The organism is Desulfobacter sp. (genome assembly GCA_028768545.1).
GTDB lineage: Bacteria > Desulfobacterota > Desulfobacteria > Desulfobacterales > Desulfobacteraceae > Desulfobacter.
In genome coordinates, this window is the sequence record CP054838.1 from 3,291,258 (window position 1) to 3,316,824 (window position 25,567).

The window sequence follows — 25,567 nt, forward strand, 5'->3', positions numbered from 1 at the left end:
TTTGAACTCCCTTCATATTCAGAACTCAGACAAAATACTGTTTGTTGCAGATGGGGCACATTGGATTTGGAATCGAATCCCCGGACTGCTAAAAGCATTGGGTTTGGCTCCTGAGCGTGTGTATGAACTTCTCGATTTCTACCATGCAGTTGAGCATCTGGGTACAGTAGCAGGCTTAAGGAAGACCTGGTCATCCAAGGAACGCAAACGCTGGGTATCGAAGCAGCGAGGTCTTCTGCTGAAGGGAAAGGCGATTGAGGTGGTACAGGCCGTCCAGAAGCTTTGTAGAGGCAGAAACAGTAAGGCTATCAAGACGGAACGGGATTATTTTGTGCGCAATGAACTGAGGCTTAATTTCTCAACTGTAAAAGCGTTGAACTTACCTATTGACAGCGGTGCTATTGAAAGTTCGATTCGGAGAGTTGTGAATTTACGTCTTAAAGGTCCATGCATCTTTTGGTATCGGGAGAATGCAGAAAAAATGATTATGCTGCGATCATTTTATAAAGCAGGGCGTTGGAACTGCCTGAAGCAGATGGCAAACATGCACAATCCAGTGCCAGCGGTATAACCGGGAAAATGGGAATGCGCCCATTGAGAATGAAAATTTCAGAAATGCCATCAAAGATTTTGACACGGAAAATTTTAAATCCCATGACAAGCGGATTAAACGGGATGTTAAATTTCTTATGGATAATCTGTCAAAGAAGTTTGGTTATACCCAGCAGGGGGCCAATGAGGTATGTATCTATGTGATTGACAATGATCTTGCCAATAAGTTCAAAGAGACATGAGTTTAAGAGCGTTTTGTGAATTTTGCACCCTTTGGGGCCATTGGGGGGTGAGCGCAAAGGCCTAAGTTTTGGCCCAAACCATAAATTATCGCTTGCTTCTTTGGTAAACTTGCTTTACTACCAGGGTGGTAATTTAAAGAAAATCTCAGTAACCCCTGGACACAGATGATTGATTCCATTATTCAGCCCCTAGTGAAAAGCCGCCGCAGTATTGTGACCATGCCCGGAGACGGATCCCATAAAGCATGGCTTACCGCCCGGATGTTTTCTTCATTTGACCGTTCCATGACCGTGGTTCTGCCCGATCAGAAACAGGCCCTTGGCTTTTTGGATGATCTGGCTTTTTTTATGCCCCAAGACCTGGACCGTGTCATCTATTTTCCCGGATACAATATTTTGCCGTTTAAATCCCTGTCCTATCACAGGGAAACCTCTACCTCCAGGCTTGCGGCACTGTCTAAGATCATGGAGGCAGGCAAAGAAAAATTTATTCTGATCACCTATGTGGATACCCTGCTTCAAAATCTTTTGCCAAGGCAGAAGCTTCAGGATTGTTGTGAACTTATTATGGTCAATGAAGAGCTGGACCGGGACGCTTTGGTGGACAATCTTGAAGCCGGAGGTTATACACGGGCCACCCTGGTGGAAGATCCGGGGGAATATGCCGTCCGGGGCGGAATTTTAGATGTCTTTTCTCCAGGGGAAGAAAAACCGGTGCGGGTTGAATTCTTTGGCGACCTTGTCGAGTCCATACGGTATTTTTCCCCCTATTCCCAGCGGGGAACCAAAGAATTGTCTGAGACTATCATTGTTCCGGCCACCGAGGCAGTCATTTCCAAAGAGAGCCTTCCCCACGTTCTGGCCCGGCTTCGCCAGGCCGGCTCCCTGGCAGGACTGGAAGCGGACCTGGTCAGGGATTATGTGACACAAACACGGGAATCCGGAAGGTTTCCCGGTATAGAGAGCATGCTTTCCATTGTCTATGAACGTCTGGACACCTTGTTTGATTATCTGCCGGACAATGGCGTATTTCTTATGGATGATCCTGAAATGCTATCCAGCAAGGCCATGGATTTTGAAGCCCATGCCCGCCATAATTTTGATACAGTGACGAGTGAAAAAAGACTTTGCGTTGCACCTGAATCCATTTATCTGCCCTGGGCACGGGTCCAAGAAAAGGTGTTGTCCTATCAATCCATATCGTTTAAGCAAATTTTGCTTGAAACAGACCGATCTAAGTCCCAAGTGCTTCATTTTTCCTATTCAGACAACCGGGCATTGAGCGACCAGATTAAACACCAGGCAAAACAGGATTCTCCGATCACTCCGCTGGTCTCCTGGGTTGAGGACAGGTGTGGCCAACAAAAAAATGTACTCTGCGTGGTCAGCCAGGACTCCCAGGCAAAACGGCTTGTTTCCCTGCTTGCCCCCTATGGGATCACCCCGGTGGAATGTAAAAATTTTTCAACGCTGCCATCAAATAAAGCAGGAGTTTATTATACCCTGGGCAATTTAAGTTCAGGGTTTGTGCCTGAATTTGAGCCCTTTTGCCTGGTGACGGAAAATGAGATCTTCGGCAAAAAAAGGATCCGGCGCAGACAGACCTCCCACCGGAATCTTAAAACCGAATTTATTGCCCCTGAAGAGTTAAAAAACGGGGATATTGTGGTCCATATTGAGCATGGGGTGGGGCAGTATCAGGGGCTGCACAGTTTAACCCTGTCCGGGATCTCCCAGGATTTTATCCTCATTGTATACCAGGACGAAGACAAGCTGTACCTGCCCGTAGACCGAATGGAAATGATCGGCAAGTATGTGGGCGTGGACGGGTATACTCCGGTTTTGGACAAGATCGGGTCCAAATCCTGGATTAAATCCAAGGCCAAAGCCAAGGCCGAGGTGGAGAAAATGGCGGCGGACCTTTTAGATCTTTATGCCAAACGACGGGTGAACAAGGGATTTTCCTTTAGCCGGCCGGATAATTATTACAATGATTTTGAAGCCTCTTTTCCCTATGAAGAGACAAGGGACCAGCTTCGTGCCATTGATGATGTCCACCTTGACATGGAGGCGGACACCCCCATGGACCGGCTGGTCTGCGGAGACGTGGGATATGGAAAAACAGAGGTTGCCGTGCGGGCGACCTTTAAGGCGGTCAATGACGGCAAACAGGCGGCGCTGGTGGTTCCGACCACCATCCTGGCAGAACAGCATCTTAAGACCTTTAAAGAGCGGTTTAAATCCTATCCTTTTGAAATTGAATGCCTGTCCCGGTTTAGAAGTAAAAATGAGCAGGCTAAAATTTTAAAAAGGGTCTCTTCAGGCCATGTGGATATTGTTATTGGTACCCATAGGCTGCTTCAAAAGGATGTGGATTTTAAATCCCTGGGCCTGTTGGTCATTGATGAAGAACAGCGGTTCGGTGTGCGCCACAAGGAGACCCTCAAGAAAAAAAGATCTGCCGTGGATGTGCTGGCTTTAACGGCCACCCCCATTCCCAGAACCCTGCACATGTCTTTGACCGGAATGAGGGATATTTCTGTGATCACCACCGCGCCGGCCGCACGCCAGCCCATTATTTCTTATATTTCAAAGCATGAAGACGCCATTGTAAAAGATGCTGTGCAAAGGGAGCTTGACCGCAAAGGCCAGATTTTCTTTGTTCACAACAATATTAAAACCATTTTTAAAACCGCGGATAATATCAAAAAAATTCTGCCCCATGCACGGGTGGGCGTGGCACATGGCCGGTTGTCTGAAGCCGAACTGGAAAATGTGATGATCCAGTTTGTGAACAAGGACATTGACGTTCTGGTCTGTACGACGATTATTGAATCCGGTCTGGATATTCCCTCTGCCAATACCATGATTATCAATAAGGCCGAACGGTTCGGCCTTTCCCAGATATACCAGCTTCGGGGCAGGATCGGCAGGGGAGACCACCAGGCCTATGCCTATTTGTTTATTTCAGATGAATCCAAATTGACCAAGGATGCCAAAAAGCGCCTGTCTGCCCTTATGGAGCACAAGGACCTGGGCTCAGGGTTTCAAATTGCCATGAAAGATCTTCAGATCAGAGGGGCAGGCACGGCCCTTGGGGCGTCTCAGTCCGGCCATATTGCAGCCGTGGGCTATGATATGTTTCTCCGGCTTTTAGACCATGCGGTCAAGGATCTTAAAGGAGAAGACCGTGCGGACCCTCTGGACCCTGAGATCAATGCCAGCATGTCTTCAGGATTTCCCGATGATTATATTGAATCGGTGGAGCAGCGGCTGACCCTCTACAGGCGGCTTTCCCGGCTGACACGGGTGAGCGACATATCAGAGATGAAAAGAGAATTGGTGGATCGGTATGGAAAACTGCCGAAACCTGCAGAGAATATGCTGCTCAAGATCATGCTCAGGGTTTATGCCATAAAGGCCGGGGTCAAGCGGTTGGATGTCTCTGCCAACGTTCTTACCCTTGAATTTTCACCTGAGCATATGTCAAGGCCTTTGGCCCGAATGGAGTCTTGCCTGGCCCGGGTATGCACCTATGAATATGTCAAGAAAACAAGTATCCGGATTCAATTGGGCACAAAGCGCAATCATATTTCAAGGGCCTTGCTGGAAACCAAGCAAATTCTCAAAGCCCTTGCCTGATGATGGGTGAAAAAAGCGTTTGAGTAAAAATTTTGAGTAAAAATATGGAACAGATCAATAATCTTATCCCCCCTAAAAAAAACATAGGATTCTTGGGTCAAGCGTCAAGACACTTAAGCAGATAGGTCAAGAATTGATCCGCCAAGCTTTTGGATTTTTTCATCAATGGTCTCAAGGCTTTTTGCCAGGGTCTCGTATGAAATGTCAGGCAGTTTTCCGCCCCATGCTTTTTCTGCGGCCTTAAACCCTTGGAGAACACCTTTTCGACCTGCCTTTAATCGATCCAGATCATCACCGGCTCCTGTGATAACAAAGTCGATAATCCGCTGGGATGTCTTGTCCACCCCAAAATAGCCATCTTCACGGAGAAGTGCTTTGGCCTGGTCTGTTGATAGATCTGAGATGGGCATATCCTGGTAAGTCAATGAGGCCTTTTGCTCAGGGCTTAACCGGTTAAAGTGGAAAATCGCATTCTGGTCACCAATATTTCGGTGCGTATTTGTCTTACCTTTGTCTGTGAATTCAATGAGTTGAGAACTGACTGAAATTTTATTTTTTGAATTCATTTTCCCGGTTCTGGGTTGCAATAAATGATAGTTAGTACTGGATGTAATCGATGAACTTGTCCCAAAAGAAACCATGGCATACTCTCCTGTTAAATGTTGAAGCGCTCAGTTTTACTTATCGGATGATCAGATAAATCCTTAAACATTATAGTCTATTGAAGCAAAATGACTGGTCGTTTCTGCTGGGATGTAAGTCCGTGTCTTAGCACGGCACCCCCGCATGGAATGTATGTAACAACCCACTGGCCTGGGGTTTTTTAAGCCTTCGGTGAGTTGCTTTATATGAAGCGCCAGTCAAGGCATTGCAATCACAAGTGTTTTATTTAAAACAACCCAGGGGTACTGAACAAAAATTTTGTTCGTCGATTCTGCCAGGGTTGTGTTTTTTATATTCTATAGGCGGGCTTTTTTTCTTAAGGGAATTGTCAGTTTCATCCAAGAGGATACAAGGGAATGATAAGCCAGCAACAGCAGATTCCTGAAATCAAATGCCGGACTTTTGATACCCAGTCGAAAAAGCAGAAAAAGCATGAGGTCTTTCACCTTTACCGGACAGCCTTTTATCCTGATAATTTTTTTGGCCTCAAGCCGACCGCTTACGCCGGCACAGGTGCCGATCAGCGCAACAATGCCTTCCGGACAAATGACATCACCCTCATAAAAGCCCATAACAATAGCGGCTTTTATGGCCTTTTTTAGGGTGCCGGGATATTTTTTTTCCGCTGTTCCCAGGGCGCCTTTGATTGAGCAGATACAGCCTCCGTAACAGATCTTTCCCGAACTTTTGTTTATCCCTTCATAAAAGGTCAAGGGGGTATCGAGTCTGCTTAAATCCTGAAAAGGTGATTCCACGTCTTTTATACGGTCTGCCAGCTCTTTAATGGTGATATCACCCGTTACAATAATATCATCAAAATTCAGCGACCCGTACCCCCGTTGTTTTGCCTCAACAAGGTGACGAACCGACTCGGGCTCATATCCCAGTATCCTTGCCGCCACCATATCGCATGCCAGCGGTTCATTTGAGATCAGAATAGCGCCAAGATGCACGGGATAGGGGCTGGATTCAAATCCCTTGCCGATAATGACCGCATCCGAGACGATGAGATCCGGATACCCGATTTCAAGCATGTCGACAATTTTTTCATGGAGCCTGTCATCATGATACAAAAAACGCTCTTTGTGATTGAGTATACCGATATTGAGCTTTAAGGTATTGGTGATTTCCGTCACAATATGGAACTTGAGTTTGGGCATCCATATCTTAAATTCAGCTTCAACCAGGGACTTGGCAACCGCCATTGTTTTATGGAGTTTCGCCTTTTTGAGGGGAATCTCCCGGGCCTGCTCCTCATTAAAGTCCACCAGGGGAACATCAATGTGTTTACTCATCCGGCCGATACCGGATTCGGCAAAAAACATCCGCGTGGGGATGCCGATGCCCCCGGATTCACCCATGGTGATTTTTTCCTGACAATAGTCCTGTCGCAGACTGTCCACCATGGCTTCAAGTACATCAGGTTCGGTAAAGCTGTGATGAATATATTCCTTGTTTGCCGCAACAATATTGGGTTTGATGAGTATTTTTCCCCTGGGCATAAGCTTGAGTTCATCAATCCCCTGTTTGATGATTTTACGGATCATATCCTTATCATAGGTATCACATCGTCTGATGATGACTTTTCGTTCAAAGCGAATGCGGTTCTCGGAAGGGTCATGAATTTTCATTTTTCATCCTTGCTAAATCTGCGATTACCCTTGATAGAAGCTGCCTTCCCCTCTAATGCTCAGGTTTTTTAATAAAACGGAACAATATCTCATGAATGAGGCCTGTGGCCTCCTGAAGTGTTTTCTCCGGTGTTGTGTTAATTTCAGATATGAGTTTATTGTTATAAAGTGAGACTAAACCGTGAACCTGACCCCAAATCATGACCAAAAAAGGATCTGTATTTTCAGGCAGGCAATATCCCTCCTCCTGTAAATTTCGGATACACTTTTGCAGCAGCGCAAGGCTTTTTTCCGTGGATTCTTTTTCTTTGAGGGCCAGTTTTTCAAGGGGAGAAGCGACATAATCGGCAAACTTTGGCGTTTGCATGTCAAACAGGATCGAATAATAATTGGCTTTGACAATGCCGAAACGGGCATAGGCCTCGATCATAAAACAAATTTTCTCAGAAATGGCCCCTCCTTTTTGATAGGCGTTTTCAAGGGCATCAAAAAGAATCATGCCGGCCCGGGCCCGGATGGCAATATTCAATTCATCCTTGTTGGAATAATAATTATAAATATTGGCTGCCGTCATTCCGATTTTAGACCCGATTTTCCGCATGGAAAGGGTCTGGTATCCGTCTTCCATGATAATTTCTGCCGCTATATCAATAATCTGTTCTTTTTTTTTAAAAAATTTTGCTTCATCCATGGGTGCTCTGGGCATTGGAATCTCCCACAATTCATAGGGGTCTGATAAAATAAGGAATACATACGATGTCCATATACTTGCCTGTGCAGGGTATCATTGTTTTTTTTGTTTTAAAATATCCAATCGTGCCTGAATTTCTCCGGCACAATCTGATCGCTCAGAGGGTGTTTTCAACGCTTCGATGATTTCGGGTATCCGAACCAGCCTTGAGAACGTGGAATCAGGCAGCAAAAACCATTTTTTGTTTGCATATACCTTGTGTCCATAAATTTGGGGAGATCCGGCTGATCCCGAGCTGAGACATTCAAGCAGCAGTTCAAGCTCAGGTGCATCAAGCCGGTCCAGATCGGCTCTCACCCTTTTAGGGGCCGTGCCGCGGGATTTTATCTTCCAGCGAAGACAAAAATCCTTCCATTTTTGGATCATCCAGTGCCGCCGGTGAAAGCCATACAAAAGAAGCGGTATAATTAAAATATAGGTCAGCACCACCCCAATGGGTTTTCTTCGAAACGGAAAAGACCCGAAACCATCTGAAACCGTTTGCTGAAACCGATAATATTGATAATATTTTTCAGTAACCGGAAATCCGGAAACAATAAATCCGGGAACATTCCTCCATTTTTTTAACGGGCGAATCTGTCCGTCTAATTCTGCGGTTTCAGCAAGAAAATCAATAGCCTCTTTTGTCATCAGACTTCGTTCTACATCGACGCCCATGATACGACAGGCGGCACGCTCTGTTTCCCCAATATTTTTTCCGGCAAGGATAAAGCCCGGACGTCTTGGAATGGCACGATCCCACTTCACCCCCATCCATCCGTCGGCCGCGATAACACCATCGATGATACCAAAATGAACAGGACATTTCTTAAGCTGCACAATCGTTGGTCTGGCGCATCCTGTCGGCCGGTGGTAATGCCACATTTTATTCACTTCGGGCAGGCACCCATAGGTGTTTTTGATAAGAAAGGTATAGCCACCGTAAACATGGGTCTTGAATTTGGCAAAGCTTATCCTGAAATCCGCATTCAGCCAGGCTGTGGACAATTTCAGGACGTTATCCGGCATTTGGTCGGTGCTGATTTTTGTGGTATCCGCGCCTAGATCAACCAGCCGGTAGGGCAAAAGGCTGCCCTGGCAAGACGCTACATGGGCAGTCATCTCCGGCCGCCCGGAAACATAGGTGTGAACCCCTCCGTTCAGGCCCATGGCAGTCATTACGGTAACGGGATTCCGCTCTGTGTATGTCAGTTCATAGGCATTGGAACTTTCAACCACACTGATATTGGGATATCCTTTTTTGTGGAGATATTCCACAAGGGCGAGCACCAGCAAGGGATCTGTTGTGACACCGTCGTCATCCCTTCGGACAAACATCGATGCGTTGGGTTTTATGGCAATATTAAAATCATCAAGGGATTTTTTGTTTGCACTTTTGACACGTTCAAGCTCCTTTTCCAACCCCGCAATATCCAAAACATCATTGAGCAGGGTAATCTTATCTTTTCCGTCAAGATATCTTAACACGACTTTTGTGGTCATATGATCCTTCTTTGTTTCATGTGCAATGACAAATAATAATCCTGGTTTTTACACAAGGAGGGCTTGAATCCGCTGCATAAAATCATTTAATTGAGACGCGTACTCCGGAGACCCTTCAACGGTAACAAAGTTCTTGGCAAGGGCTTGTACAAATTCTACATCATTTAAAAGAACCGGCAGTGCCGCATCCACACTGGAAAATTTGATATGCACAAAGGGTCGCCGTTTTTTGTATATCCCCCGGCCTGCTTTTGATTTTCCCGCCTTAATCCTGATATAACCGGCTATCTCTTCTTCACCAGCCACTGACATTTGATAAATTCTGTCCGGCTGTTTTCCGGTCCATGCCGTCATTTCAGAGTCCCCGCCTTTATTATACTGACTCAGCGCTGTTGTGATCATATATATGACCATTCGGGTCTTAAGCCTTTTTTGGACAGGATCTGTGGGTCTGGCGTTTGGCATCAAAAGCTTCATTGCAAGCAGGAGCCTCACCACTTTAATTAAAAGCCCTGTTTTTAAAATTCCCTTGATTTTTGGAAGAACGGTTTTGCCGCATAAAAAATCATTAAATTTCTCCAGGGTTGAAAATGAGAATGTGATGTCCGCTATAGGCCAGACACCCTGTTCAATGGTAAGTTCCCCCTTTGTAAAGACCAGAGCGGCACCATATTGGTCACTGCCCTTGCCGGCAACAAACTGAATTTTTGCATCCATCCCTTTAAATATTTTTTTTATCTTCAAGTTATCTGAAACCACCACTTTCATCACAGAAAAAATGGCATTCAATGTGATCCTCGTTGTGAGCAATATCCTGTCGTCAGCCATATTATACCTCATCATCCCAGTCTTCATCTTCTTCAAAATCACGGCCCATGACGTCACGGACCTTGTCGATAATGCCGTTGGTATCCAGCTTGTAATGGGCATACAGATCTTCAGGGTATCCCACAAGCGAAAATTCATCCTGAAGTCCCAGTTTTTCAAAGGCACATCCCTTGCCGCTTGAAGCAATCATATCTGCAACAGCAGACCCCAGACCGCCAATGATACTATGCTCTTCAATGGTAATAATTCTTCTGGTTTCGACAACCGCCTTCATGATGGCTTCCTGGTCAATCGGCTTGAGGGTGTGGACGTTCAAAACCCTGACACTAAGGCCTTCTTCGGCAAGCACCTTTGCTGCTTCTGCTGCCTGAAGAACCGTTATACCGGTACAAACGAGCGCTATATTCGTGCCGTCACTTATGGTTACAGCCTTTCCGATTTCAAACCCATAGTCTTCATCCGCATACCAGGTCGGCTCAAACCCTCTTCCTACCCTGATATAAACCGGCCCGGGATAATCAATACAGGCCTTGACCGCATTGGCGGTTTCGATACCGTCAGCCGGAACAATGACGGTCATGTTCGGGAAAGATCTCATGATGGCAATATCTTCCTGGGCATTATGGGTGCTTCCCGCCGTACCAAATGAAATACCACCATGGGTTGCAATGATTTTGCAATTTAAATTCTGATAGCAGATATCGGTTCTGACCTGTTCGCAGGCCCGCATGGAAACAAAGGCGGCCATTGTGGATACAAAGGGGGTAAACCCTGCTTTGGCAAGACCTGCTGCAACGCCGAAAAGATTCTGCTCGGCAATGCCGACATTAAAAAACCGTTCCGGAAACTTTTCCCCGAAAAGACCTATCTTGGTCGATTTACCAAGATCTGAGGTCAGGCCGATGATCTGAGGATGTTTATCCCCCAGCTCACTCAGGACATGCCCGTAAATTTCAGCCTGGCTCATTGAATTTGCATCATAAACGGTCCAGGTGGTGCCTGTAACTTCACTCATGGAGCCCTCCTTATAGATACCTTTAATACCGTTAGGGTAAGGGATTCTTTTGGGTTTATGTGTACATTCTGTCGATGGATTCTTGTGCCTGTTGTGCGAGGGTTGAATTCATACTCCCATAATGCCATCTTACGTCGTCTTCCATATAATCAACCCCGCGTCCCTTTTTCGTGTTGGCAATAATAACCACGGGCGCCTCATCCTGGTTATGGGCAAAGTCAATGGCAGTTGCCAGTTCAGTAAAGCTGTGACCGTCAACATCCTTAACAATAAAACCAAAGGATTTCCATTTGTCTGCAAATGGCTCAAGCCCCATGACATCTTCTGTTCTGCCATCCATCATCAGGCGGTTACGATCGACAAGGGTAATCATATTGGTGAGTTTAAAATGGCTGGCTGACATGGCGGCTTCCCAGACAGTCCCTTCGTTGCATTCGCCATCGCCCAGAAGGCAATAAACTTTCCAGGACTCCTTTCTCAGCCTGGCACCCAGTGCAAGTCCGACGGCCATGGGAAGGCCATGCCCGAGAGATCCGGTGGAAACATCGACGCCTTTGACTTTTTTTGCATCCAGATGCATCCCGAACGGCGACTTAAACTGGTTAAAGGTTTTTAAAAGATTGAAATCAAAGTATCCTTTTCTGGCCAGCACCGGGGCAGGTTCTGTTGCAAAAAATTATTAATGTCTGATACAAGTCCGTTTTGGCACTAATTTATTTGCAGAGAGATAGTATGAAAAATGAAAACCCTTTCAAGTGGCGTCATTATGAAAAAGAAATCATCCTGTTGAATGTTCGCTGGTATCTGAGATATCAACTGAGTTACAGGAATCTGGAAGAGATGATGCAAGAACGGAGCTTGTCTGTGGATCACAGTACCATTTACCGATGGGTTCAGCGCTATGCTCCTGAAATGGAAAAGCGAAGCAGGAAGTATCTGCGGCAATCAAATGATTCTTACCGTATTGATGAAACATATATCAAGGTGCGGGGGAAAATGAAGTATCTTTACCGAGCGGTCGATTCCCGTGGAAATACCATCGATTTTCTTCTTCGCAGCAGACGTAATATGGAATCTGCCAAACGATTTTTTAAAAAGATGCTGCGAGCTTCCAATAGCTCCAGACCTCGGGTTCTGAGTGTTGACGGAAATCCTGCATATCCTCCGGCAGTAAAGGCTTTGAAAGAAAAAAAGCTTCTGAATAAGGACTGTATCCTAAGACAGAATAAATATCTGAACAATATTATTGAGCAAGACCACCGGTTTATCAAAAAGCTTGTCAGAGCTGGTATGGGGTTCAAGACATTTCATTCTGCCTGGCGGACGCTAAAAGGCTATGAAATTATGAACATGATCAGAAAAGGACAAGTTAAAAATATCAGGAAGGGAGAAATTTTAAAGCAGAAAGAATTCGTCGAAAATCTGTTTTCTTATGCTGCGTAAATTTTACGCCTGAACGATCTCTTTGTCCTGGAAATATTTTTTGCAACAGAACCGATTGCAGACTCTGAAAATAAAAAAAGCCACTGTGATTACAGTAGCTTCTTATGAGAGATGGTGCCGAAGGGGAGATTCGAACTCCCACAAGCGTGCGCTCGCCAGTCCCTGAAACTGGTGCGTCTACCAATTCCGCCACTTCGGCTCATCCGTTCTTCGCTTAAAAGCAGGCAATTAAAGATTGCTTAAAAGCAATGGTTGGGATATATATATTTGTTTGTGGTATTTGTCAATACTATTTTTGCGCCAAAATTGAAGGACAACATGGAATTAATCGAAAGCTTGAACCAGATCGACTCACCATTTAAAAATGCAGTCGTTACCATAGGAAATTTTGACGGGGTCCACAAGGGCCATCAGTCTTTAATATATCAGGTCATTGAACAGGCTGCCCAGATAAACGGGACCTCAGTCGTCATTACCTTTGAACCTCACCCCTTAAGAGCGCTTGGTATTTCAAGCCCCTCTTTGATTACCCGGCATGACCAAAAACTTGAGCTCATTGAAAAATCAGGCATTGATATTCTGATGTGCCTGCCGTTTGACAAAGCGTTTGCCGATATATCTGCCCATGATTTTATCCAAAAAATACTTGTGGACAAGATCGGCATGAAGGCAATTATTGTGGGCGGGGATTATTATTTTGGAAAAAAACGGACCGGCAATATTGACCTGCTCAGATCCGAAGGCCAGCGTCTCGGATTTAAAACTATTGTTTCAGAGTGGATCAATGATTCTAAAACCGGGATGGAACGGATTTCCTCGACAAGGATCCGTGAAATTGTGATGGATGGCCAGGTGGAGCTTGCCATGAAGTATCTGGGCAGGCATTATCAGATCCGGGGCAAGGTGATCAAAGGCCGGGAACGCGGGGGAAGCCAGCTTGGATTTCCCACGGCCAATATTAAACTTCATGATGAACTCTGTCCTAAAATCGGGGTCTATGCCGTTCAGGTGGAAACCCTTCATGGTAATTTTAAAGGGGTGGCCAACATTGGGTTTTCCCCCACATTTGGAGATCAGATGTTTACCATAGAGGTTCATATCCTTGATTTTGACAAGGATATCTATGATACACGAATCCGGGTCAACATGGTGGCCCGGCTCAGGGATGAGATTAAATTTTCCAATATTCAACAATTATCAGAGCAGATTAAAAAAGATATTCAACGAGCAAAGGAAATATTAAGATAAAAATGGCTGTATTGAAGATCGTAAAGTATCCGGAAAAATCATTAAATAAACCTTCGGTACCCATAGAAACCATTGATGAGAAAATAAAAGAACTCATTGAAGATATGGGTGAAACCATGTTCCATGATTCAGGTGTGGGACTGGCTGCCCCCCAGGTGGGAATAAACAAAAGAATTTTGGTCTATGATGCCCATGCCCCTGACCCTGAAATTGAAAATGAGGCCCATGAGTTTACCGCTTTGATCAATCCTGAAATCATTGCCAGAAGTGAGCCCACATTTATTTCTGAAAACGAGGGATGTCTGAGTGTGGTGGATTACAGGGCCGATGTGAAACGGCATGAACAGGTTACGGTCAGGGCGTTGAACATTGATGGTAAAAAATTGGAATTTAATGCTCAAGGGCTTTTAGCCGTGATCATGCAGCATGAAATAGACCATCTTGACGGCATATTGTTCATTGACCGGATTTCAGCTTTGAAACGGGCCATGTATAGAAAAAAACGTTTAAAACAATTGAAAAAAGATTCATGACACCCAGCAGAATAATTTTTATGGGAACCCCTGAGTTTTCAGTTCCCGCACTAGAGGCCCTGGCCAAGGAAGACCAATTTTCAATCCCGTTGGTGGTGACCCAGCCGGACCGGCCCAAGGGACGGGGGAAAAAATTGACGCCCTCCCCTGTGAAAAAAGCGGCCCAGGCCCTTGGTATCGACGTGTTCCAGCCGGAAAAAATCAATTCCCCTGAAGGGGAGGCCAGGTTAAAAGATCTTACCCCTGACTATTTTGTGGTGGTGGCCTTCGGTCAGATCCTCTCACAAAAAATTTTGGACATCCCCAAGGTTTATCCCATTAATATCCATGCCTCGTTGCTGCCAAAATACAGAGGAGCAGCCCCGATCCAGGCCGCGGTCATGAATATGGACAAGGAAACCGGTATCACCACCATGGTCATGGCCAGGGGCATGGACACAGGCGATATGCTGCTGCGTTCCAAAACAGCCATCCTTGAGGAAGAAACAGCCCAGGACCTTCATGACAGACTGTCCATGATGGGCGGAGAACTGATTGTCCGGACCATCAACCAGATCAACCAGGATGCCATTACACCTGAACCCCAGGATGAGACCTGTGCCACCCATGTGACCATGCTTAAAAAAAGCGACGGCAAGATAGACTGGACCCGGTCTGACCGAGGGGTCTGCGCCCATATAAATGCCATGACCCCCTGGCCCGGGGCCTTTACCCATCTTTTGGGAAAACGGTTTAAAATTTTTAAGGCCGTGCCCTGGCATGACCTTGAAATTGATGATGATCCGGAACCGGGACAGATCCTTTCCTGTGATGCCAGAGGCATTTGTGTGGCCTGCGGTAAAAAAAGGGTTATGATTTTGGAACTCATGGGATCTTCCGGCAAACGGCTTACGGCCGAAGCCTTTCTCCGGGGGCATAAAATAGATCTGCCGGCACGGTTTGAATAAAATGCATAAAGATTTACGCCATATTGCTTTTTCCCTGCTTGAATCCAGTCAAAAAAAAAAAATGACCCTGGACCGGGCCATTGAGGATGCCAGAGAAGATCTTGACCGTCTCAGTGTCCAGGACCGTTCCTTGTGCAACGCCATTGTATTTGGGGTGCTCCGACACAGGGGCCGATTGGATCAGATCATTGAAACATTTTCCAAACTTCCGTTTCAGCGTCTGGACAGACCTGTAAAAACCATATTAAGAATGGGAATTTTCCAATTGGTTTTTCTGGACCGGATTCCTGATTTTGCCGCAATTCATTCAAGCATTGAGCTGGCAAAATTAAAGACCAATCAAAAGAGCTGCGGTTTTATTAATGCCCTGCTTCGAAAGGCATCAGACCCAGGACGCGCCCCTGCCCTGCCGGACAAAAAAAAACAATTTATTGCCTATCTCAAGGTGGCCTATTCCATTCAATCATGGATGGGAAAACGATGGACGGCAAGGTTTGGGAAGCAACGAACCCAGGGGCTGTGCGCTGGTCTTATGGAGATTCCCCCCATCACTTTAAGGGTAAACACCCTTAAATCCAGTCCCAAGGATTTAAGCTGTGACTTGTCCGAGCATGGGATAGAAAATACCCGAACAACGGTCAGCAAGCTCGGGATTCTGATTTCAAAACCGGGACGGTCCATGGCTGATCTGCCCGGTTTTGACCATGGACATTTTCAGGTGCAAGATGAGGCGGCCCAGCTGGTGACCCAGATCCTTGGGCCGAAACCTAAAGAACGCATTCTGGATGCATGTGCAGGACTTGGGGGCAAAACCTGCCACATCGGTCAGATGATGAACAATATGGGCAGGATCACTGCCAATGACCCTGATCCGGGCAAGCTTGAGCGTCTGTCCACAGAAGCCCAAAGACTGGGCATCAGTATAATTGAACCTGAGTCCCTGGATCTTGTGGGATCTTCAGTTAAAAATTTTAACGGCTATTTTGACCGGGTGCTTGTGGATGCTCCCTGTTCTGGTCTTGGTGTCATGCGCAGAAATCCGGATACCCGGTGGAAAAGAGGATTAAAAGACGTCCAGCGCATGGCAGGGCTTCAAAAAAAAATATTAAATGCCGCAGCAGGTCTTGTCAGGCCCGGAGGGGTCCTGGTTTATGCGGTATGTTCCTGTGAACCGGAAGAAAACGAGATTATCATTGATTCATTTTTAAAACGGCGCAAGGATTATCTGCCTGACAACCAGGACTTTTTGTCCAGTTTGTGTGAAATGTCCAACTCAGGCTCTGATTTTCAATTCAAGACCTATCCTTGCCTGACCCAGATGGACGGTTTTTTTGCCGCCCGGATGAGACGGAGGCAGGCCCCTTGAAAAGCTTGGTGAAATATCTATTTGTATTTATTTTTGCTTTTGTTTTGGCAGGTGCTGCAGGCTACCTGGGGGTGGGGGTGTTTACCCGGTCTGCGCCTGAAGTTGTTTTGCCGGATTTTTCCGGAAAAAATATAATTCAGGTTTTAAAAACCCTTACCCGTCTTGGCCTGAATCCAAAATTATATGACACCCAATACCATGATACCATCCCTAAATACGGGGTTATTTTCCAGGATCCAAAACCCGGGGCCATCATTAAAAAAGGCCGGGATGTGGTGATTAATATTTCCAAGGGATTTAAAGAGAGCCAGATGCCGGACCTTCGGCAGGTAGTGCTCAAGCAGGGGATTTTGACTCTGGAAGAAAACGAACTGCGTCCCGGGCGTATTGTTTATGTCTATTGTTCCCATACGCCCAAACAAGGCATTATCTCCCAGTACCCTTTGCCCCTGACCCGGGTGGTCTCCAATTCAAAATGTGATTTTCTGGTGAGCAAAGGGCCAAGACCCAGTGTACAGGTTATGCCCGATCTTGAAAATATTTCCCTGGATGCTGCTGCCAATAAACTTGAGGCACTCTCTTTCAGCCTGGATGAAATCCGGTCTGAATTTGATCCAAACCGGCCCAGGGGCCAGGTGGTAAAGCAGGATCCCAAATTCGGGACCCAGGTGCAAGAGGACGTCACCATCGCCCTTGTGGTCAATGACCCCCAGGGAGAAGGGGTGATGAAACCCCGGCGTTTAAAAGAAATGACCTGGGTTTCCCATACGCTTAACCCCGGGTTTTCAAATCAGCATGTCCGTGTGGTTACGGATCTGTTCGGCAAAAAAAATAATTTTTTCAATGGGTATATGAAACCTGGAAAAACCATAAATTTATTGGTTCCCGGCGGCATTAAAACCAGAGTCCTTATTTTTGTTGATCACCAATTGGTAAAAACCTTAGATATCGATCCCTGGCATGGAAATTTGCGCCTGGCCTGGGAAGACCCTGTTAGACATTTTATTTTAGGAGAACAATCATGGCAATAATTGCCCCTTCCATATTGTCCTCAGACTTTACCTGTCTGGGCCAAGAATTATTATCCGTGGAAAAAGCGGGTGCTAACTGGATTCATATTGATGTAATGGACGGGCAGTTTGTCCCGAACATTACTTACGGTCCCATCATTGTGGAGGCCTGTAAACGGGTGTCAAAACTCGTACTTGACGTTCATCTCATGATTGAAAAACCAGACAGCATCATTCCTGAGTTTGCCCGGGCAGGGGCTGATTATATTTCCGTCCATGCCGAGGCCTGTACCCATCTTCACAGAACGCTTCAGCTTGTTAAAAGCCTGGGGGTAAAGGCTGGGGTTGCACTCAACCCTGCCACCCCGCTGTCTTCAATTGAATACATCATCGACCAGCTTGATTTTGTGTTGATCATGAGTGTTAATCCCGGGTTTGGCGGACAAAAGTTCATCAATTCCAGCATTGATAAAATCAAATCATTGGCAGATCTGCTCAAGGCCCACGGTTCTGATGCCCTTATCCAGGTTGACGGCGGGATCAACCAAGAGACCATTGGCCGGGTTCACAAGGCCGGTGCCCGTTCGTTTGTGGCAGGATCTGCAATTTTCAATACCCCTGATTATACCCAGACCATCAAGGGTCTGCGCAGTGCAATTTAAACGAGATAGGCTTAAGGTAATTTATGAATAAATTAATCATTACTGTTCTTGGAAAGGACAGGCCCGGTATTATCGCCCAGGTGAGCAACGATCTGTTTGACCTGGGCTGTAATCTGGAAAATGTTAACCAGATGATTCTTCAAAATCAATTTGCAGGCTTTTTCATTGTGGACGCCCCTAAAAAGATAGAGCCCCGGGATCTTGAAGAAAAGCTCAATAAACGAGAAAACCATAACGGATTGACCATCCATGTTAAAATTCTCGAGACCAACGGATCTTTTGACGCTCAAGAACCCGGCAGGGAAATCTTTTTGATCACCACCATCGGACCTGACCAAAAAGGCCTTGTGGCCAGGTTCTCTTCAATTATTGCCTCGTTTAACGCCAATATTGTTAATCTTAAGGCCGTATTCAAAGGCGGTACAGAACCCGGTGCCAATGTCATGTCCTACCAGGTCGCTGTTACCAATGAGGTCCTTTCCCAGGATCTTTTTGCAGCGCTGCGAAAAAAAGCGGTTGAACTTGATCTGGACATCCGCATTCAGCATAAAAATATTTTTGACGCCATCAATAAAATTTAAGAGGAAGTTCCATGTTTGAAGACCATGAAATTATGTCAACCATTGAGATGGTGAAAAACGAAAACCTGGATGTCAGGGCTGTTACCCTCGGGGTAAACCTTTTTGACTGCGTAAGCCACGATCTTTCAGTGTTCAAAAAAAATATCAGAAAAAAAATATTGTCCCATGCCAAAAATCTGGTTGAGACCTGTGACCAGGTGGGGGAAAAATACGGGATTCAGGTGGTAAATAAACGGATTTCCATTTCTCCCATTGCCCTTGTGGGCGCAAGTTTTAACTCTGATCAGATGGTTGAAATCGCCCACGAACTCAACGATATTGCCAAGACCGTTAACATTGATTTTATCGGGGGATTTTCCGCCCTTGTGGAAAAGGGCATGGCCAAGGGTGACCTAGCCCTGATTGAGGCCATCCCCCGGGCACTGACCGAAACCCAGCGGGTCTGTGCTTCAGTCAATGTGGCCACGACCAAGGCTGGCATCAATATGGATGCCGTGGCCAAGATGGCGTCTGCCATCAAACAAGCGGCCCAGCTGACAGCTGAGGATGACGGCCTTGCCTGCGCAAAACTCTGTGTATTTTCAAATATCCCCCAGGACATGCCCTTTATGGCCGGAGCCTATCTTGGCGTCAGCCAGGCGGATGCCGTTATCAATGTCGGAGTCTCAGGACCCGGAGTGGTCAAGCGGGCCATTGAACGCAACCTTGCAGACCAGCGTCTCACCCTTGGTAAAATTGCAGAAATCATTAAACGCACGGCCTGCAAGGTCACCCGGGTCGGTGAACTCATCGGCAGGGAAGTGGCTGAAAACCTGGGTATAAAATTTGGTGTTGTGGATCTCTCCCTTGCCCCGACCCCCACTGTGGGAGACAGTATTGGTGAAATTTTTCAGGCCCTGGGCCTATCACATATCGGGGTTCCCGGCTCCACTGCCGCCCTTGCCATGCTCAATGATGCCGTTAAAAAAGGAGGGGCATTTGCAAGCTCCCATGTGGGCGGATTAAGCGGGGCATTTATTCCGGTGAGTGAGGACCTCAATATTGCCAATGCCGCCCGTAAAGGCTATCTGACCATTGAAAAACTTGAGGCCATGACCTGTGTCTGTTCCGTGGGCCTGGACATGGTGCCGGTGCCCGGTGACATAACCGAACAGACCCTTGGTGGAATAATTGCCGATGAAATGGCCATTGGGATGATCAATGCCAAAACCACTGCCACACGGATCATACCCGTTCCCGGAAAAAAAGCCGGGGACAAGGTCTTTTTCGGCGGTCTTTTGGGCGAAGCAAAGATCATGGATGTGCCCCATCTGGATCTTGAAGATGAGTTTGTCAGTTTTGGCGGACGAATCCCTGCACCCATTCACAGCCTGAAAAATTAGGCCGGACAGATACAGAATGAAAAACAGTGCCACACCCAATCCGGTAAATTTTAAAATTATCCTGGTATTGACCCTGGTCCATTTTACCGGTGATTTTTATTCCTCTTTTTTCACACCGCTATTACCGGCCTTTGTGGACAAGCTCAGCCTGACCCTGACCCAGGTTGGACTGATCACGGGTCTTGTAAGGTTTCTGGCCTTTGTGATCCAGCCTGTGGTCGGATATATGGCCGACCGGTATGAGACCCGAAGTTTTGTGTTTATGGGACTTTTTCTCGCCTTTTTTGCCATTCCCTTTTCAGGAGTGGCCACCAACTTCTGGGTATTGCTGGGCATTCTCAGCCTGGGGTCATTGGGATCTTCCATGTTTCATCCGGCCACCACCGGCATGGTCAATCTTTATGCCGGGAACAGGGCGGGATTTTCCATGTCTCTTTTCAACACCGGCGGCACCCTTGCCTTTGCCATAGGTCCTGTGTTCATCACCTGGTATGTAATGCAGTTCGGGCTTGAGGCCATGCCCTATACCTTGATACTCGGCCTTGTCTCGTTTTTATTCTGCATTCGGTATCTGCCCAAGCCTGTATCGGAAAACATGTCATCCCAGGGGTTTTGGGGTTCTTTGAAAAAAACATTGGGCAAGGTATATAAAAGCATTTTTCTGATCTGGCTTGTCATGGTGCTCAGGGCTGTGGCCGGACAGACCTTTATGACCTTTATGCCCATTTATCTCCACGACATGGGGCATACCCTGCCCTCTGTCGGGCTGATTGTGGCCCTGTTTATCATGGCCGGCACTCTAAGCGGGCTTTTGGCAGGGTTCATGGCGGACCGGAAAGGGTTTAAACCCATTTTTATTTTATCCTTTCTGCTCATGCCCCCGACGCTTTTGCTCTATCTTTACCTGCCCGGGCCCTGGGTCTATCTGGGCTCTTTTCTGGCCGGATTCACCGTGCTTGCACCTTTGCCCCTGGGCGTGGTCATGGCACAGAAACTGGCACCCGGATCCAGAGCCATGGTGGCCAGCCTGATGATGGGATTTGCCTATGGCCTTGGGGGCGCAATCGCCCCGGGGGTGGGTAAACTGGCAGATATTTTCGGGCTTGAGGCCGTGCTTTTATACGCCTCATTTATTCCTGTTTTATGCCTGGGGCTTATCTCCAGGTTTCCAAGCATAAAATAGATTGGTCATGAACTCTGTTGTCCTGCTCCAGCCCCCGATCCAGGAGTTCTATCTCACCCACAAGCGGACCATTCCCTACGGGCTTTGCTCCATTGCCGCAAGCCTTGAACAGGCCGGATTTGAAACAAAAATCATTGACGGCCTTACCTGCAGCAAATCCAAGGTCTTAAACTATCCCAAGCCATTTGAATATTTAAATGAATTTTACGGGCAAAAAGACGGGTCCTTATTTTCACTATTCCATGAATTTCGCCACTTTGGATACAGCCACGAGCACCTGGCAAATCAGGTCAGACGAGACCAGCCTTTTGTGGTTGGGATCTCCTCTTTGTTTACCACCTATTGCGACCAGACCATTGAAACTGCCCTTGCGGTTAAACGCTTTTTTCCAAAGGCGTATATTGTTGCCGGCGGACATCACCCCACAGCTTTTCCCGAACATATGCTTCAATGCAAGGCCATTGATTTTGTCCTGAGAGGAGACGGGGAAAGGTCAATGACGAAGCTTTGCAATGGTTCTGTTGCAAAAAATATTTCCAGGACAAAGAGATCGTTCAGGCGTAAAATTTACGCAGCATAAGAAAACAGATTTTCGACGAATTCTTTCTGCTTTAAAATTTCTCCCTTCCTGATATTTTTAACTTGTCCTTTTCTGATCATGTTCATAATTTCATAGCCTTTTAGCGTCCGCCAGGCAGAATGAAATGTCTTGAACCCCATACCAGCTCTGACAAGCTTTTTGATAAACCGGTGGTCTTGCTCAATAATATTGTTCAGATATTTATTCTGTCTTAGGATACAGTCCTTATTCAGAAGCTTTTTTTCTTTCAAAGCCTTTACTGCCGGAGGATATGCAGGATTTCCGTCAACACTCAGAACCCGAGGTCTGGAGCTATTGGAAGCTCGCAGCATCTTTTTAAAAAATCGTTTGGCAGATTCCATATTACGTCTGCTGCGAAGAAGAAAATCGATGGTATTTCCACGGGAATCGACCGCTCGGTAAAGATACTTCATTTTCCCCCGCACCTTGATATATGTTTCATCAATACGGTAAGAATCATTTGATTGCCGCAGATACTTCCTGCTTCGCTTTTCCATTTCAGGAGCATAGCGCTGAACCCATCGGTAAATGGTACTGTGATCCACAGACAAGCCCCGTTCTTGCATCATCTCTTCCAGATTCCTGTAACTCAGTTGATATCTCAGATACCAGCGAACATTCAACAGGATGATTTCTTTTTCATAATGACGCCACTTGAAAGGGTTTTCATTTTTCATACTATCTCTCTGCAAATAAATTAGTGCCAAAACGGACTTGTATCAGACATTAATAATTTTTTGCAACAGAACCCAAAAAATGGCCGGTTATTTGGGTGTGAGTCTTAAAAGATACCGGTCTGCCTTTAAAAAGGGAAGCAGATAATGATCTATCTTGATATCAAACCTGGATCTTACAGCCGGGGTAATTTCGTTTTGGGCATTTTCCCCTTTCAGGGCATAAATTTTCCCGGACGGGGTCAAAAAGGGTGCGGCATAATCAACAAAGGACTCTAAACCTGAAAACCCTCTGGACATAACGGCATCGTACGATTTGAAATGGTCCGGATCCAAGGCCAGGGCCTGGACTCTGGAATGAAAAGCCTTGATCCCTTCAAGTTCGAGCGTCCGTACGACGTGGTTGAGAAAACTCACCTTTTTCCGTACCGAATCCACCAGGCTGAAATGAAGTGACGGATTTAAAATTTTCAGGGGCAATGCGGGAAATCCCCCGCCTGAGCCCATGTCCAGGATTTTATTTTCCCCGTTTAAAAGACCTGCCACCCCCACGGCATCTAAAAAATGTTTTTCCGCCATTTCCAAGGGATTTCTGATGGCGGTCAGGTTAATTTTTTTATTCCATACCATGAGTTGTTCTGCATGGTCTGCCATAAGCCCCATCTCTTTGGAACTCAACTCATATCCAAGTGCTTGCCCGCCCTGGAACAGGCGCTCTTTAAAGGGGTCAACCCAGGAATTCATTGTTATCTTTTCCTCCTAATTTCCCAGCAAAAGGCTTGCTCGGGTATAAAACGTACCGGCCACACAGGCCGTCAGCAAACAGGCAAAGGTTGAGGCCAGCAATGCCCTGCCCCCGACACTTGCAATGTCCGCTGTCCGCTTGGGCGCCAACGCAGAGACCCCGCCCACAAAAATAGCCATGGAGGCAAGATGGGCAAACCCGCAAAGGGCATATGCCGTAATCACGGCGGATCTGCCGTGGATAAGACTATTGTCTGCCAGGACACGGGCCAAATCCTGGTAAGAGGCCACCTCGGTCAGAATAATCCGTTCACCAATGATTTTTGATACAATGCCGGCATCTTCCACAGGCACACCGATCATCAGGGTAAAAGGATAAAACACATAGCCCAAAATCCCCTTTAAGGACCAGTTCATCTCCATATGGACCCAAGACCCGACAATATCGGATGCCCAGTCCAGACCGAGATCCACAAGCGCCACAAGGCCGAGTACGGCAATGAGCAGGGCAACAATGCTGAACACCACTTTTAAGCCGGCCTGGGCCCCGTTAATGATGGCCTCAAACAAATTGGTATCTTTTTTATAATGAATATTTACGTTCTTGCCCAGGGTCTTTGGCGTCCCTGTTTCAGGAAAAAAAAGTTTGGCCATGACAAGGGCTGCCGGAGCAGACAAAAAAGAGGCTGAAATCAAATGCCCTGCAATGCTGGGGAATATGTCATAAAGGGTAAACACGTAGAAGGCCAGGACATTGGAGGCCACCGTGGCCATCCCTGCGGTGAGAATGGTGCACAGCTCTGATTGGGTCATATCCCCAAGATGGGGCTTTACGGTAAATGCCGATTCAACCCCCACAAAAATATTTGAGGCCGCACACAGGGATTCTGCCCCTGAGATTCGCATCACCCGGGTAAATAATTTTGCAAACGCCCTGATCACAAAGGGAAGAATATTATAATAGTAGAGCACGGCCACAAGGGCGGAAAAAAACAAAATGGTCGGAAAGGCCTGGAATGCCAAAATAAAGCCCAGAGACCCCTGGGTGCCGGGGGGCAGTGCCAGGGGACCGAAAACAAACTGGGCCCCTTGGGCTGCAGCCGCCAGAACCGTGACCGCCATATCGTTTACCCCCTGAAAAACCCTTACCCCTGCCGGGACAACAAAAATAAACAAGGCAAAAAAAAGCTGAAGCCCGATCCCACATCCCAAAAGATGCCAATTCACCTTTTAGACATGGCCGAACACAAAACGGCCCATGGCCCAGGCCAGAAACAACAACCCGAATATGCCTGCAAAACTGACCAGATTATACCACTCCACTTTTTTATCCTCTTTTAAAAACCCGTATTTGTCACACCATAGGCGCTATGAATTAAAACATATCATGGGGCCGGACAAGAACCCCCGCACCAATCTTGGTTTTAATCCTCATCGCCTGGATCTTTGCCTTTTCCAAGGAATCAAACTCTTTTGTCAGATCTTTCAATTTCAAATATCCTGGCCGAGTATCCTTTGTCAGCCAGGTCTTTTACCATCTTTTCCGCATTTTTTCTAACCTGAAAAGCACCCATTTGAATTTCATAGGCTCCCCCATGGTCCCGGACAGGCTGAACGGATGATTTTTTTGACGTTACCGATTGTTTTGACTTATTTTGCTTAATTTTTTTTAATTGGGCCAGCCTTGTTTTTGCATAGGCTTGATCCGGTTCAAGGGAAATGGCCTTTTCATAGGCCGTTGCTGCCTGGCTCACCCTCTTTTTTTGACCAGCAAATCCCCTTGTAAACACCAAACCAAATAATGGCCGGAAAACAAATCCAGACTTTTATTGACATCCTCAAGGCTCGAGTCGAACTGGTCAAGCTTGGCCCAGGAGATGGCCCGGTTAAAATAGGCATAAGAGTTGTTCGGCCTCAGGGCAATCTCCTGATTATAATAGTCGATGGCCTTTTTAAAATCGCCTTTATAATACCAGCCCACCCCGAGATTGGAATACAACCCCTTAAGCTCCTTGTTTATCTTCAAGGCCGCCTCAAAATCCGTGATGGCCTTATCATACCGGCCAAGTCGCATATACCCGACCCCCCGGTTTCTCAGGGCATCTGCATTATCAGGCTGCTCCACAATCAGACGGGTGAACACCTCAATGGCCTTGTCAAATTTGTCCTGACTAAGCAGGGCAACCCCCTGGTTAAACAAGGGGTTGTCATAAAATTTATCCGGGGCTGCAATAGCCGGCCTGCCAGGGTCAAAACAAATCGGGCCAAACCAAATCAGGACAAAACTTAAAACAATTAATATTTTCATGGCCCCTCCAAATGTTATATTCCTGAATAGCCGATTCTATAATCTGAAATATTTAAACACAACAAAAAATCATCGATTA

25 protein-coding genes, 1 tRNA gene and 1 pseudogene are annotated in these 25,567 nt (G+C 46.5%); 14 read left to right on the plus strand and 13 right to left on the minus strand.

The features are described from left to right. The first annotated feature begins 1 nt into the window (after position 1). The 3 genes and pseudogenes from HUN05_15950 (at position 2) to mfd (ending at position 4,436) form a co-directional block, all read left to right on the plus strand. On the plus strand, positions 2–571 hold the full coding sequence (locus HUN05_15950; GenBank protein ID WDP86431.1) for a hypothetical protein: 570 nt from the start codon (positions 2–4) through the stop codon (positions 569–571). A gap of 22 nt (positions 572–593) precedes the next feature. Beyond that, positions 594–794, plus strand: a pseudogene (locus HUN05_15955) (hypothetical protein). 165 nt (positions 795–959) lie between these two features. Next, positions 960–4,436, plus strand: a complete 3,477-nt coding sequence (gene mfd, locus HUN05_15960; GenBank protein ID WDP86432.1) for a transcription-repair coupling factor — start codon at positions 960–962, stop codon at positions 4,434–4,436. A 113-nt stretch (positions 4,437–4,549) separates the two neighbouring features. Here mfd and HUN05_15965 read toward each other — a convergent pair whose 3' ends face one another. From HUN05_15965 to HUN05_15995, 7 genes are all read right to left on the minus strand, one after another. Further along, a complete protein-coding gene (locus tag HUN05_15965) occupies positions 4,550–5,077 on the minus strand; it encodes a hydrogenase-4 component G (protein ID WDP86433.1) in 528 nt (175 codons plus the stop codon). Positions 5,078–5,395: 318 nt separating this feature from the next. Next, positions 5,396–6,730, minus strand: coding sequence for a DUF362 domain-containing protein (locus HUN05_15970; GenBank protein WDP86434.1), 1,335 nt, complete (start codon positions 6,728–6,730; stop codon positions 5,396–5,398). 52 nt (positions 6,731–6,782) lie between these two features. Continuing rightward, a complete protein-coding gene (locus HUN05_15975; GenBank protein ID WDP86435.1) occupies positions 6,783–7,436 on the minus strand; it encodes a TetR/AcrR family transcriptional regulator in 654 nt (217 codons plus the stop codon). A 78-nt stretch (positions 7,437–7,514) separates the two neighbouring features. Then, positions 7,515–8,963: a DUF362 domain-containing protein gene (locus HUN05_15980; GenBank protein WDP86436.1), complete on the minus strand. Its 1,449-nt coding sequence runs from the start codon at positions 8,961–8,963 to the stop codon at positions 7,515–7,517. 48 nt (positions 8,964–9,011) lie between these two features. Then, positions 9,012–9,791: a hypothetical protein gene (locus tag HUN05_15985; GenBank protein ID WDP88100.1), complete on the minus strand. Its 780-nt coding sequence runs from the start codon at positions 9,789–9,791 to the stop codon at positions 9,012–9,014. Position 9,792: 1 nt separating this feature from the next. Continuing rightward, positions 9,793–10,806, minus strand: coding sequence for a transketolase family protein (locus HUN05_15990; protein ID WDP86437.1), 1,014 nt, complete (start codon positions 10,804–10,806; stop codon positions 9,793–9,795). 55 nt (positions 10,807–10,861) lie between these two features. Further along, positions 10,862–11,458, minus strand: coding sequence for a transketolase (locus HUN05_15995; protein WDP86438.1), 597 nt, complete (start codon positions 11,456–11,458; stop codon positions 10,862–10,864). A gap of 80 nt (positions 11,459–11,538) precedes the next feature. On the opposite strand from HUN05_15995, the gene HUN05_16000 reads away from it, so the two are divergent. Continuing rightward, on the plus strand, positions 11,539–12,249 hold the full coding sequence (locus HUN05_16000) for an IS6 family transposase (GenBank protein WDP86439.1): 711 nt from the start codon (positions 11,539–11,541) through the stop codon (positions 12,247–12,249). 112 nt (positions 12,250–12,361) lie between these two features. Here the strand turns inward: HUN05_16000 and HUN05_16005 are convergent. Beyond that, positions 12,362–12,448: transfer RNA gene (locus HUN05_16005), tRNA-Leu, on the minus strand. 119 nt (positions 12,449–12,567) lie between these two features. On the opposite strand from HUN05_16005, the gene HUN05_16010 reads away from it, so the two are divergent. The 10 genes from HUN05_16010 to HUN05_16055 are packed head-to-tail and all read left to right on the plus strand — an operon-like array spanning position 12,568 to position 21,741. After that, positions 12,568–13,497 (plus strand): bifunctional riboflavin kinase/FAD synthetase, encoded by a 930-nt coding sequence (locus HUN05_16010; protein WDP86440.1) that lies wholly within the window; start codon positions 12,568–12,570, stop codon positions 13,495–13,497. Between the two features lie 2 nt (positions 13,498–13,499). After that, entirely contained in the window at positions 13,500–14,030 is a 531-nt protein-coding gene (def, locus tag HUN05_16015) for a peptide deformylase (protein ID WDP86441.1), read from the plus strand. Beyond that, positions 14,027–14,977, plus strand: a complete 951-nt coding sequence (locus HUN05_16020) for a methionyl-tRNA formyltransferase (protein WDP86442.1) — start codon at positions 14,027–14,029, stop codon at positions 14,975–14,977. Before def ends, HUN05_16020 begins: the two co-directional genes overlap by 4 nt. Before the next feature lies 1 nt (position 14,978). After that, positions 14,979–16,343 (plus strand): 16S rRNA (cytosine(967)-C(5))-methyltransferase RsmB, encoded by a 1,365-nt coding sequence (gene rsmB / locus HUN05_16025; protein ID WDP86443.1) that lies wholly within the window; start codon positions 14,979–14,981, stop codon positions 16,341–16,343. After that, a complete protein-coding gene (locus tag HUN05_16030; GenBank protein WDP86444.1) occupies positions 16,340–17,374 on the plus strand; it encodes a PASTA domain-containing protein in 1,035 nt (344 codons plus the stop codon). The genes rsmB and HUN05_16030 overlap by 4 nt, the downstream gene beginning before the upstream one ends. Further along, positions 17,365–18,015, plus strand: a complete 651-nt coding sequence (locus HUN05_16035; GenBank protein WDP86445.1) for a ribulose-phosphate 3-epimerase — start codon at positions 17,365–17,367, stop codon at positions 18,013–18,015. The genes HUN05_16030 and HUN05_16035 overlap by 10 nt, the downstream gene beginning before the upstream one ends. 23 nt (positions 18,016–18,038) lie before the next feature. After that, positions 18,039–18,596: an ACT domain-containing protein gene (locus HUN05_16040; GenBank protein ID WDP86446.1), complete on the plus strand. Its 558-nt coding sequence runs from the start codon at positions 18,039–18,041 to the stop codon at positions 18,594–18,596. Between the two features lie 11 nt (positions 18,597–18,607). After that, positions 18,608–19,978, plus strand: a complete 1,371-nt coding sequence (locus HUN05_16045) for a PFL family protein (GenBank protein ID WDP86447.1) — start codon at positions 18,608–18,610, stop codon at positions 19,976–19,978. 16 nt (positions 19,979–19,994) lie between these two features. After that, the gene (locus HUN05_16050) at positions 19,995–21,161 is read left to right on the plus strand and encodes an MFS transporter (protein ID WDP86448.1); all 1,167 of its coding nucleotides are present in this window, start codon (positions 19,995–19,997) and stop codon (positions 21,159–21,161) included. A 7-nt stretch (positions 21,162–21,168) separates the two neighbouring features. Further along, positions 21,169–21,741, plus strand: coding sequence for a cobalamin B12-binding domain-containing protein (locus HUN05_16055; protein ID WDP86449.1), 573 nt, complete (start codon positions 21,169–21,171; stop codon positions 21,739–21,741). Here the strand turns inward: HUN05_16055 and HUN05_16060 are convergent. From HUN05_16060 to HUN05_16080, 5 genes are all read right to left on the minus strand, one after another. After that, a complete protein-coding gene (locus HUN05_16060) occupies positions 21,729–22,439 on the minus strand; it encodes an IS6 family transposase (protein WDP86450.1) in 711 nt (236 codons plus the stop codon). The genes HUN05_16055 and HUN05_16060 overlap by 13 nt on opposite strands. Positions 22,440–22,526: 87 nt before the next feature. Continuing rightward, positions 22,527–23,180, minus strand: coding sequence for a 16S rRNA (guanine(527)-N(7))-methyltransferase RsmG (gene rsmG, locus HUN05_16065; GenBank protein ID WDP86451.1), 654 nt, complete (start codon positions 23,178–23,180; stop codon positions 22,527–22,529). 15 nt (positions 23,181–23,195) lie between these two features. Then, positions 23,196–24,407 carry a nucleoside transporter gene (locus HUN05_16070; GenBank protein WDP86452.1) on the minus strand — a complete coding sequence of 404 codons (1,212 nt, stop codon included), beginning with the start codon at positions 24,405–24,407 and terminating at the stop codon, positions 23,196–23,198. 236 nt (positions 24,408–24,643) lie between these two features. After that, positions 24,644–24,934: an SPOR domain-containing protein gene (locus HUN05_16075; GenBank protein WDP86453.1), complete on the minus strand. Its 291-nt coding sequence runs from the start codon at positions 24,932–24,934 to the stop codon at positions 24,644–24,646. Next, entirely contained in the window at positions 24,931–25,488 is a 558-nt protein-coding gene (locus tag HUN05_16080) for a tetratricopeptide repeat protein (GenBank protein WDP86454.1), read from the minus strand. The genes HUN05_16075 and HUN05_16080 overlap by 4 nt, the downstream gene beginning before the upstream one ends. Between the last annotated feature and the right edge of the window lie 79 nt (positions 25,489–25,567).

Bases quoted from the DNA above. Each gene is read 5' to 3' on its own strand.
- def (WDP86441.1), top strand. From the start codon at position 13,500: ATGGCTGTATTGAAGATCGTAAAGTATCCGGAAAAATCATTAAATAAA.
- HUN05_15980 (WDP86436.1), bottom strand. From the start codon at position 8,963: ATGACCACAAAAGTCGTGTTAAGATATCTTGACGGAAAAGATAAGATT.
- HUN05_15985 (WDP88100.1), bottom strand. From the start codon at position 9,791: ATGGCTGACGACAGGATATTGCTCACAACGAGGATCACATTGAATGCC.
- HUN05_16020 (WDP86442.1), top strand. From the start codon at position 14,027: ATGACACCCAGCAGAATAATTTTTATGGGAACCCCTGAGTTTTCAGTT.
- HUN05_16035 (WDP86445.1), top strand. From the start codon at position 17,365: ATGGCAATAATTGCCCCTTCCATATTGTCCTCAGACTTTACCTGTCTG.
- HUN05_16060 (WDP86450.1), bottom strand. From the start codon at position 22,439: ATGAAAAATGAAAACCCTTTCAAGTGGCGTCATTATGAAAAAGAAATC.
- HUN05_16010 (WDP86440.1), top strand. From the start codon at position 12,568: ATGGAATTAATCGAAAGCTTGAACCAGATCGACTCACCATTTAAAAAT.
- HUN05_15975 (WDP86435.1), bottom strand. From the start codon at position 7,436: ATGCCCAGAGCACCCATGGATGAAGCAAAATTTTTTAAAAAAAAAGAA.
- HUN05_16055 (WDP86449.1), top strand. From the start codon at position 21,169: ATGAACTCTGTTGTCCTGCTCCAGCCCCCGATCCAGGAGTTCTATCTC.
- HUN05_16080 (WDP86454.1), bottom strand. From the start codon at position 25,488: ATGAAAATATTAATTGTTTTAAGTTTTGTCCTGATTTGGTTTGGCCCG.
- HUN05_16040 (WDP86446.1), top strand. From the start codon at position 18,039: ATGAATAAATTAATCATTACTGTTCTTGGAAAGGACAGGCCCGGTATT.
- mfd (WDP86432.1), top strand. From the start codon at position 960: ATGATTGATTCCATTATTCAGCCCCTAGTGAAAAGCCGCCGCAGTATT.
- rsmG (WDP86451.1), bottom strand. From the start codon at position 23,180: ATGAATTCCTGGGTTGACCCCTTTAAAGAGCGCCTGTTCCAGGGCGGG.
- HUN05_16045 (WDP86447.1), top strand. From the start codon at position 18,608: ATGTTTGAAGACCATGAAATTATGTCAACCATTGAGATGGTGAAAAAC.
- rsmB (WDP86443.1), top strand. From the start codon at position 14,979: ATGCATAAAGATTTACGCCATATTGCTTTTTCCCTGCTTGAATCCAGT.
- HUN05_15970 (WDP86434.1), bottom strand. From the start codon at position 6,730: ATGAAAATTCATGACCCTTCCGAGAACCGCATTCGCTTTGAACGAAAA.
- HUN05_16000 (WDP86439.1), top strand. From the start codon at position 11,539: ATGAAAAATGAAAACCCTTTCAAGTGGCGTCATTATGAAAAAGAAATC.
- HUN05_15965 (WDP86433.1), bottom strand. From the start codon at position 5,077: ATGGTTTCTTTTGGGACAAGTTCATCGATTACATCCAGTACTAACTAT.
- HUN05_16050 (WDP86448.1), top strand. From the start codon at position 19,995: ATGAAAAACAGTGCCACACCCAATCCGGTAAATTTTAAAATTATCCTG.
- HUN05_15990 (WDP86437.1), bottom strand. From the start codon at position 10,806: ATGAGTGAAGTTACAGGCACCACCTGGACCGTTTATGATGCAAATTCA.